General features: G+C 71.0%; 13 protein-coding genes. 10 read left to right on the forward strand and 3 right to left on the reverse strand.

The annotated features are described in order from the left end of the window. The 5 genes from I53_RS16750 to I53_RS16770 form a co-directional block, all read left to right on the forward strand. The coding region (locus I53_RS16750) for a universal stress protein (protein WP_043352626.1) at positions 1-447 on the forward strand (447 nt) is incomplete at its 5' end. Positions 448-653: 206 nt separating this feature from the next. Beyond that, positions 654-1,073 (forward strand): CBS domain-containing protein, encoded by a 420-nt coding sequence (locus tag I53_RS16755; RefSeq protein ID WP_043352646.1) that lies wholly within the window; start codon positions 654-656, stop codon positions 1,071-1,073. 263 nt (positions 1,074-1,336) lie between these two features. Then, positions 1,337-1,867, forward strand: a complete 531-nt coding sequence (locus tag I53_RS16760) for an Hsp20/alpha crystallin family protein (RefSeq protein WP_043352627.1) — start codon at positions 1,337-1,339, stop codon at positions 1,865-1,867. 101 nt (positions 1,868-1,968) lie between these two features. After that, the gene (locus I53_RS16765) at positions 1,969-3,987 is read left to right on the forward strand and encodes an erythromycin esterase family protein (protein ID WP_043352628.1); all 2,019 of its coding nucleotides are present in this window, start codon (positions 1,969-1,971) and stop codon (positions 3,985-3,987) included. 39 nt (positions 3,988-4,026) lie between these two features. Continuing rightward, the gene (locus tag I53_RS16770; protein ID WP_043352629.1) at positions 4,027-4,722 is read left to right on the forward strand and encodes an alpha/beta fold hydrolase; all 696 of its coding nucleotides are present in this window, start codon (positions 4,027-4,029) and stop codon (positions 4,720-4,722) included. A gap of 215 nt (positions 4,723-4,937) precedes the next feature. Here the strand turns inward: I53_RS16770 and I53_RS16775 are convergent, their stop codons facing one another. From I53_RS16775 to I53_RS16785, 3 genes are all read right to left on the reverse strand, one after another. After that, positions 4,938-5,291, reverse strand: coding sequence for a cytochrome c552 (locus I53_RS16775; RefSeq protein ID WP_043352630.1), 354 nt, complete (start codon positions 5,289-5,291; stop codon positions 4,938-4,940). Next, positions 5,288-5,662: an SPW repeat protein gene (locus I53_RS16780; RefSeq protein WP_043352631.1), complete on the reverse strand. Its 375-nt coding sequence runs from the start codon at positions 5,660-5,662 to the stop codon at positions 5,288-5,290. Before I53_RS16780 ends, I53_RS16775 begins: the two co-directional genes overlap by 4 nt. A gap of 71 nt (positions 5,663-5,733) precedes the next feature. Continuing rightward, positions 5,734-5,973: a biotin/lipoyl-containing protein gene (locus I53_RS16785; RefSeq protein WP_043352632.1), complete on the reverse strand. Its 240-nt coding sequence runs from the start codon at positions 5,971-5,973 to the stop codon at positions 5,734-5,736. A 175-nt stretch (positions 5,974-6,148) separates the two neighbouring features. Here I53_RS16785 and I53_RS16790 point away from each other — a divergent pair, with 175 nt between their 5' ends. The 5 genes from I53_RS16790 to I53_RS31435 form a co-directional block, all read left to right on the forward strand. Continuing rightward, positions 6,149-6,667 (forward strand): potassium channel family protein, encoded by a 519-nt coding sequence (locus I53_RS16790; RefSeq protein WP_043352634.1) that lies wholly within the window; start codon positions 6,149-6,151, stop codon positions 6,665-6,667. 84 nt (positions 6,668-6,751) lie between these two features. Beyond that, positions 6,752-6,967, forward strand: a complete 216-nt coding sequence (locus I53_RS16795) for a hypothetical protein (protein ID WP_043352636.1) — start codon at positions 6,752-6,754, stop codon at positions 6,965-6,967. 12 nt (positions 6,968-6,979) lie between these two features. Further along, positions 6,980-7,237 (forward strand): hypothetical protein, encoded by a 258-nt coding sequence (locus I53_RS16800; protein ID WP_043352639.1) that lies wholly within the window; start codon positions 6,980-6,982, stop codon positions 7,235-7,237. Between the two features lie 132 nt (positions 7,238-7,369). Further along, positions 7,370-7,822, forward strand: coding sequence for a response regulator (locus tag I53_RS16805; RefSeq protein ID WP_043352641.1), 453 nt, complete (start codon positions 7,370-7,372; stop codon positions 7,820-7,822). Positions 7,823-7,870: 48 nt separating this feature from the next. Then, positions 7,871-8,030: BON domain-containing protein (locus I53_RS31435; RefSeq protein WP_043352644.1), on the forward strand; the 160-nt coding region annotated here is incomplete at its 3' end.

An 8,030-nucleotide genomic window follows, 5' to 3' on the forward strand; every position in this document is an offset into this window, starting at 1 on the left:
TATATCGAAGACCTTCTCCTCGGAGCGGGCCGGCCGATCCTCGTGGTGCCGGCGCGGTGGGGCCGGCCGGCGCGGTTCGGCGCCGTCACGGTGGCCTGGGACGGCAGCGCCGCGGCCGCACGGGCGCTGGCCGATGCGCTGCCGCTCCTGAGCCGCGCCGAGCGCGTGCGCATCCTCACGGTGCAGACGGAGGCGGTGGCCGGCGTCAGCGAGGGCGGCGCCCGCGTGGTGAAGCATCTGGGTCGCCACGGCATCGCCGCCGATTACCGCGCGATCATCAGCGGCACCACCGTCGGCGAAACCCTGCTGGCGGAGGTCGCCCAGGCCGGCGTCGACCTTTTCGTGATGGGGGCCTACGGCCATTCCCGCCTGCGCGAGGTCTTCCTCGGCGGGGCGAGCCGCGACCTCCTCCGCAGGATAACGGTGCCGACCCTGATGGCGCACTGAGCCGCGGAAGGCTTCGCGCACCGGTCGCCGGGGCCTGCGGAACGCCTGTGCTTCGGGCGCCAGCTTCGGACGAAGTCTTGAGCTGAACGAAACTTCCGTTGACCTGCATCAATGCCGGTCATTCCAGCCGGAAGAGGGTTTCCGACAGAATCCGCGCGGAGGCGATTCCGGGGCGGATCCGAAACCATCAGCACGAGGCCAAGCTCATGAAAGTCCGTGACGTCATGCACAAAGGTGCGACTTTCGTCTCGGCCGAGACGCGCGTCGACGTGATTGCGCGGCAGATGCGGGATGCCGATGTGGGCGCGCTGCCCGTCAAGTCGGACGGCCACTTGGTCGGCATCGTCACCGACCGGGACATCGCGTGCCGCGCCCTGGCGGACGGCAAGGACCCGCAGACGATGACCGCGACCGACGTGATGACCACCCGGGTCGCCTGCTGCGCTCCGGATGACGATCTCGCTCTGGCGATCAAGATCATGGAGAATAAGCGGGTCCGCCGCCTTCCGGTCATCGACGCCGACCAGAAGCTCGTCGGCATGGTGAGCCTCGGGGACATCTCCCACAAGGTCGGCGCCGGGCTGTCGGGCGAGGTTCTGCGCGCCGTCTCCGCGCATCATCGCTGACGAAGGGGCGCGGGCAGGCCGCCCTGGGACCGACGGCTGGATCCCGGCCCCCCGCGCGCGCCTGCGGTGCGGATGGAGATCCTGCGTGGACAGCCTGAGGTTGTCTCGATGTCTTGTTGATGTCGTCGTTTTTCCAAATATTCGTACTCTGATTATATTTTATTTTCGTGTCTTCGGGCGCGGTTGATCTTGAGGTGGATCAATGCCGCATCGGGGTGCGGGCCCTACCGATGCGGACCACTTTTTGAGAGGAGGCATTCCCCATGGCCGAGTCCGGTACAAAAGTGTCGGTCAGCAGCGACGGGTCGGAGCGCGCGTCCGCACCGGCCGAATGGCGTCCGTTCGAGAATGTGCGCCGGGACATCGATCATCTCATCGACGATCTGGCGCGCAGCCTGAAGCGCGTGCCCTTCGATTTCCTCGGGGCGGCCACCACGCCGTTCACCGGCGGCGCGCTGTGGCAACTGTCTCCCGTGGCCGACATACAGAACAAGCCGACCTGCTACGAAGTCACGGCCGAGCTTTCCGGGATCGATGAGAAGCATGTCGAGGTCAAAGTCACCGACGGCATGCTGATGATCAAGGGGGAGAAGCGGCAAGACCAGGAACGCAAGGGCGAGGGCTTCTACCTGTCCGAGCGCCGGTTCGGCGCCATCGAGCGGGCCTTCCGCATGCCGCCGGGCGTCGACGCGAGCAAGATCGAGGCGGTCCTCAAGAACGGCGTGCTGACGGTGACGCTGCCGAAGACCGCGGAGGCGAAGGCCGAGACGACGATCGCCGTTCAGGCCGCGTAGCCGGCTTTCGAACGCGAGCCCGGGGTGGGCCCGACGCGTCGGGTCGCCCGCCCCGGCGAACGACGATCCTGTTCCGGGATCCGCGCAGCGGGAGGGTGGCGATGGCCGAGCGCATCTTTCGCGACCGCGCCGAAGCGGGCCGGGAACTCGTCAAGGGACTCGCCGCCTTCGCCGGGCGCTCCGACGTCGTGATCCTGGCGCTGCCGCGCGGCGGCGTTCCGGTGGCGGCCGCGGTGGCCGACGCGCTGCACGCGCCCCTCGACGTGTTCATCGTGCGCAAGCTCGGCGTGCCGGGCTACGAGGAACTCGCCATGGGCGCCATCGCCAGCGGCGGTGTGCGGGTTCTCAACCAGGACATCGTCGCGTCCCTGAAGGTCCCCCCCTACCTGATCGACGCGGTCACCGCGCAGGAGCAAGAGGAGCTCCTGCGGCGCGAGCGCGTCTATCGCGGCGGGCGTGCGCCCGCCGATGTCCGTGGGCGCACCGTCATCCTGGTGGACGATGGCCTGGCCACCGGCGCCTCGATGCAGGCCGCCATCCGGGCGATCCGGCAGCGCCAGCCGAAGGAGGTGGTCGTGGCCGTGCCCACCGCCTCCCGCGAGACGGTCGAGCGGCTGAAACACGAGGCGGATGCGGTCGTCTGCGCCGACCTGCCCGAACCGTTCTGGGCGGTGGGCGCCGCGTACCGGGATTTCACGCAGACGAGCGACGACGAGGTGCGCCGGCTGCTCGGGCGCGCGCAGGCCGCGGGTGCGGCCGATCCCGCCGCGGCGCACGCCGACGACGCGCCGGACCCCACGGTCCTCCGCCGCCTGCGCGCGGCGGCGATCCCCCTGGAAGGCGGCCCCGACGACTACGATCCGCTGCTGGCGCTGATCGGCGACGCGCGCTTCGCGCTCCTCGGCGAGGCCTCCCACGGGACGCACGAATTCTACCGGGAACGGGCGGAGATCACCCGGCGGCTGATCACCGACAAGGGCTTCGGGGCCGTGGCCATCGAGGCCGACTGGCCGGATGCCTGGCGGGTGAACCGCTACGTCCGCGGCGACAGCGACGACCTCGACGCCGTCGAGGCGCTCGCCGGCTTCCGCCGCTTCCCCACTTGGATGTGGCGCAACACCCAGATGGTCGAGTTCGTCGAGTGGCTGCGCATCCACAACCAGGGCCTGCCGGCGCAGGCGCGGGTGGGCGTGTACGGCATCGATCTCTACAGCCTGCGCGCCTCGATGAAGGCGGTGCTCCGCTGCCTGGAAGCCGTCGACCCGGCCGCCGCCGCGGTGGCGCGTACGCGCTACGCCTGCTTCGACCGGTTCGGCGACAGCGGCCAGGCCTACGGCTTCATGACCGGGCTGAAGGGCATCGGATCCTGCCAGGAGCAGGCCGTCGCCCAGCTCCTGGCGCTGCAGCGGCGCACGGCCGATACCCTGTCCTGGAGCGGCAGCGCCGATGGCGAGGAACTCTTCAACGCCGAGCAGAACGCACGCGTCGTCAAGAGCGCCGAAGCCTATTACCGCACGATGTTCCTGGCGGAGGTCTCCTCCTGGAACCTGCGGGACCGCCACATGGCCGACAGCCTGGAGCGGCTGGTGGCGCATCTGGAGCGCCGGCCCGGCCCGGTGAAGATCGCCGTCTGGGCGCACAACTCCCATCTCGGCGACGCCCGCGCCACTGCGATGGGCGAGCGGGGCGAACTGAACCTGGGGCAGCTGCTGCGGGAACGCCACGGCCGCGCCGTCGTGAGCGTCGGCTTCACCACCTACGCGGGGACCGTGACGGCCGCCTCCGACTGGGATCAGCCGGCCGAACGCAAGCGCGTGCGTCCCGCGCGACCCGACAGCTACGAGGCCTTGTTCCACGCCCTCGGCATAGGCCGCTTCCTGCTGCCCCTCACCCTCGGCGGGGAGGCGGAGCAAATCCTCCGGACCGACCGGATCGAGCGGGCGATCGGCGTCATCTACCGGCCCGATACGGAGCTGCAGAGCCATTATGCCCGAGCCTGCCTTCCGGAGCAGTTCGACGCGATCCTCCACTTCGACGAGACACGCGCGGTGACGCCCCTGGAGCGGACGGCCGAGTGGGATGCGGGCGAGGTGCCGGAAACCTTCCCGGTCGGCCTCTGAGCCGCCGGCGCGATCCTCTCCCCAGCGGAGGAGCTGGCCATGGACGAAATCCTCGCTCCGCGCGAGCAGCAGATCCGGATTCCGGCCGCCGCGGCGTTCCTGGCGGCCGACCTGCACGTTCCGCGCACGCCCCGCGGCGTCATCCTGTTCGCGCACGGGTCCGGAAGCGGCCGCTTCAGCCCGCGCAACCGCAGCGTCGCGCAGGCGCTCAATGCGGTGGGCTTCGCGACGGTGCTGGCGGACCTTCTGACCCCGAGCGAAGAGACGGCCGACCGCCGGACCGGCCAGCTGCGTTTCGACATCCCGTTCTTGGCCGGGCGGCTGCGCTCCGTGGCCGCGTGGCTCTCCGGCCAGCGGGATCTACGGCGGCTCCCGCGGGGCTATTTCGGCGCGAGCACCGGGGCTGCGGCCGCGCTGATTGCGGCCGCCGCCGAGCCGGATCAGGTCGGCGCGATCGTGTCGCGCGGCGGCCGCCCCGACCTGGCGGGCGCGACCCTGGCCCGCGTGCGGGCTCCGACGCTGCTGCTCGTGGGAAGCCGCGACCCGGAGGTCCTCGCCCTGAACGAGGCGGCCCTGGCCCGTCTGACCTGCGTCAAGCGCCTGGTCGTCGTGCCCGGTGCGTCGCACCTTTTCGAGGAGCCGGGGACGCTCGAGACGGTGGCACAGCACGCGGCGCGGTGGTTCCGGGAGCACCTGAAGGCCGATACCTCCGGCGCCTCGGTTCCGGTGGCCTGACGGCGCGGAGACGCGACGGCCGCCCCGGAAGGCCGCGACCCGCGCGACCGGTGCATCGCCGACGCCCAGCCCATCGCTGACGCCAGGAAGCCGCGGCCGTCCGGCGCGGGGCCTGCCCGGCTCCGAGGCCGTCGCGGGCGGCCTGACGGGCGGCAGGCATGTCTGCGGACGGAATCCGCGTCTCGTCCCGGACGGCTCCGAAAGCGTGCCGCGCCTCATGGCCGGATGGCCTCGGCCTCCTTGAGGCTGAGGATGTAGTCGATGACCGCATCCATCTCGTCGCGGTCGAGCCGCAGGCTCGGCATGCGCTGGTGGTGACTCTGCAGGAAGACGTTGAGCGCCAGTCCGGTCGTCGAGGGCATGTTGGCGATCCGGACGAAGGACGGTCCCATGGCGTCGCCGGCCTGCGGGACGCGACCGATGACGTGACACGGGCTGCAGAGCTGCGTGGCGATGGTCCATCCCCGGAGGCGGTGACCCTCGTCGGGATCGGCCGCCGCGGCGCCGGTTCCGACTGCCAGAAGGCCGGCGAGGAGCGCCGCGCAGGCGGCGGGCCGCGAGACCGTCATGGCCGTTTCGCGATCCGCAGCAGGGCCGTGGCGGAGGCGACGGCCAGGCTCCCGAGAACGACATGCGCCCAGGTCGCGCCGTCATTCGCCGCGAAGCCGAGGGCCCAGGGTGCGACCAGCGTCCAAACCCCGACGAGCAGGACCGTCCGTTCCAGCACGGCCCGGAAGCGGATCTGGTTGGCGCCGTAGAGCATGATGATGAGCAAGCCCGGCAGCAGCGCGGACCCCGCCGCACGGGCATGGTCGGTGAAGGCCAGCACCCACGCCGTCAGCACCAGCGCGATGCCGGCCGTGTACTGCAGGATGCTGACCAGAATCTCGTCCGTCCGCCACGTCGGCGATTGTGTTGGGGCCGGGTCCGCGCGGGACATGATCTGCCTCCGATAGGACCGGCCGGGCACCGCGCCACGGCCGGTGTGGAAACCATCGCCGTGGCGCGGCGTCAGGCGTGGACCTCGGCGATGACGCAGCCGGGGTCGACCACTTGGTTCACGGGGGCGAGGACCGTCAGGCAGCCCTCGGCCGGCGAGGCGATGTCGTGCAGGGCATCGCCGATGCGGACGGCGGCCACGGCCTCGCCGGCGCGCACGCGCGCTCCGTCCGCCACGAACCACCGCTCCAGAATGCCCTCAGGCAGCATGCTGGTGGACCAGAGTTCCTCGGCCACATGCACGTCGGCCATGGTCGTCTCCCCTGTCGGGGCGCCCGTCGCGGGGCGCCGCTTGTAGAGGAGGCCATCCGGGAAGGACGCGCTTTGATCTGGATCACCGCGCGGCTGCGGGGCCGCTTGAGCCAGGTCAATGAGGTCCGCGGTGTCTCAGGCAGGGTCGAGGGGAACAGTCGTCCGGTCCAGCGCCATGCTCCTCGCCATGACGGCCAGCGTCGCCCTCGTCGTGTCCACGATCCTGGTCCTCTACGAGACGCTGCGGCTGACCTCGGAGCACCTGTCCGAGCTGCCGGTCCCGCCGCGGGTCCGCATCCTGGCCGTGGTGCTGATGACCTTCGTCGGACACACCGTCGCCGTCTGGATCTACGCCGGCGCCTACTGGCTGCTCGTGCTCCGGCTCGGCATCGGCACCTTCGCGGGCGCGCCGGTCGAGACCTTCGAGGACTGCCTGTACTTCTCCGTGGTGGCCTACACGTCCCTCGGGTTCGGCGACCATTTCCCGAGCTCGCACACGCGGCTGCTCGCCGGGGTCGAGGCCCTCAACGGCCTGCTCCTGATCGGGTGGTCGGCCTCGTTCACCTACCTGGCGATGGAGCGGTACTGGCCGCTGCACGGGAAGACGCAGGCGCACCGGGCCGCCCGGGCGGCGGCCGGCATCGGGACCGAGCCCAGCCGAGACCGTCTCTTCCCGCCGGCCCCGGAAACCTGACCGGGCGCCCATCCTTGCGCTGGATCAAGGCCGCCGGTCCCTGCGGGCCCCAGGCTGAAGGGATTCTCGGACAGGAGGCGCACCATGCGCCAATACCTCGTGACCTTCCACAAGGTCGTGCCGGACGATAGCGGCCACGACCACCGTATCCTGCAGCACCAGGTCATCGTCCCCGCCCGGTCGGAGGGCACCGCGGCCTGCGCGGCCCAGGCGCTGTTCTGCGAAGCGGCCGGCATCGTCGACTGGCGTCTGCGGGCCGACACCTGCCTGGTCGCCCAACTGTCCGAGGCCACGGTATAAGGAGGCATCCCCATGAGCCACGATCTCACCGCCCCCGTGCATTGGCAGGGCCGGCAATGGGCCGTCACCGGCTACGGCATCGAGGCGCTCGACGGCATGTACCATGTGCCGTTTTCCGAGATCCCGGAGGCCGAGGCCGGGCCTCCGGACTGGCTGGAGAATCTCTGGCACCGCTACGGCACCGACCGGGACGACCTCGCGGCGGCCCTCAGGGTGGCCCGCTCGATCCGGTTCGCGGCGAAGCCGGCCGCGTCGCGTTCCGCGGCATGAGCCCGGCATGAGTCCGGCAGGAGCCCGGCATGGTCCTGAGCGGTACGGTCACGCCGCCCTTGACCTGGCGCAACGCGGACCGGACCGACCGGTCCATCCTGGTCGCACCGCAACGGCACCGGGAGACGGGCGATGAGGAGCGGACCAGGGGACAGGCCGGTCGTGCTGGTGGCGGAGCCGCAGGCCCTGCCGGGCATGTGGCTGGAGGACGTCCTCGCCGAGGCCGGCTGCGCGGTGCGCGGACCCTACGGAACCAGCGCGGAGGCGGCCCGCTGCCTGGACGAGACGCCTCCGGACTTCGCGGTGGTCAGCATCGACCTGAATCACGGCTCCGGCTTCCCGCTGGCCTGCGCCCTGCGCCGGAAGGGTATCCCCTTCGCCCTGATCTCGGGCAACGCACGCGTGCCGCGCGCCTTCTCGGACGTGCCGCAGTTCGACCGGTTGTTCGAGGCCCGGGCGATGGTCTCCACCGTGACCGCCGGCTGCGCCGTTGCCGGCGGCCCCCGGGCCTGCCCGATGCCGGATCGGAGGCCGGCGGGCGCCCCCTTTGCGCTGGATCAATGCCCGACCGCCTGCCGGGCCTAGCGTCGGCGTGGACCGGGCACGGCCTGGACGTCATCGGAGGAGACCGACATGGGCGACAAGCTGATCCGCCAGAACGTCATCGACGAGTTGGACTTCGACCCGAGCATCGACGCCGCACATATCGGCGTCGCCGTCGAGAACGGCATCGTCACGCTCACGGGCCACGTCGCCAGCTACCGGAGCGCGTCGCCGCCCAAAAGGCGGCCCA

The sequence above is a fragment of the Methylobacterium sp. B1 genome (genome assembly GCF_000333255.1).
Classification (GTDB): domain Bacteria; phylum Pseudomonadota; class Alphaproteobacteria; order Rhizobiales; family Beijerinckiaceae; genus Methylobacterium; species Methylobacterium fujisawaense.

What these genes read in the sequence shown, in the direction of transcription:
- I53_RS16755 (WP_043352646.1), top strand. Translation starts at nt 654, where the DNA reads ATGAAAGTCCGTGACGTCATGCACAAAGGTGCGACTTTCGTCTCGGCC.
- I53_RS16760 (WP_043352627.1), top strand. Translation starts at nt 1,337, where the DNA reads ATGGCCGAGTCCGGTACAAAAGTGTCGGTCAGCAGCGACGGGTCGGAG.
- I53_RS16765 (WP_043352628.1), top strand. Translation starts at nt 1,969, where the DNA reads ATGGCCGAGCGCATCTTTCGCGACCGCGCCGAAGCGGGCCGGGAACTC.
- I53_RS16770 (WP_043352629.1), top strand. Translation starts at nt 4,027, where the DNA reads ATGGACGAAATCCTCGCTCCGCGCGAGCAGCAGATCCGGATTCCGGCC.
- I53_RS16775 (WP_043352630.1), bottom strand. Translation starts at nt 5,291, where the DNA reads ATGACGGTCTCGCGGCCCGCCGCCTGCGCGGCGCTCCTCGCCGGCCTT.
- I53_RS16780 (WP_043352631.1), bottom strand. Translation starts at nt 5,662, where the DNA reads ATGTCCCGCGCGGACCCGGCCCCAACACAATCGCCGACGTGGCGGACG.
- I53_RS16785 (WP_043352632.1), bottom strand. Translation starts at nt 5,973, where the DNA reads ATGGCCGACGTGCATGTGGCCGAGGAACTCTGGTCCACCAGCATGCTG.
- I53_RS16790 (WP_043352634.1), top strand. Translation starts at nt 6,149, where the DNA reads ATGCTCCTCGCCATGACGGCCAGCGTCGCCCTCGTCGTGTCCACGATC.
- I53_RS16795 (WP_043352636.1), top strand. Translation starts at nt 6,752, where the DNA reads ATGCGCCAATACCTCGTGACCTTCCACAAGGTCGTGCCGGACGATAGC.
- I53_RS16800 (WP_043352639.1), top strand. Translation starts at nt 6,980, where the DNA reads ATGAGCCACGATCTCACCGCCCCCGTGCATTGGCAGGGCCGGCAATGG.
- I53_RS16805 (WP_043352641.1), top strand. Translation starts at nt 7,370, where the DNA reads ATGAGGAGCGGACCAGGGGACAGGCCGGTCGTGCTGGTGGCGGAGCCG.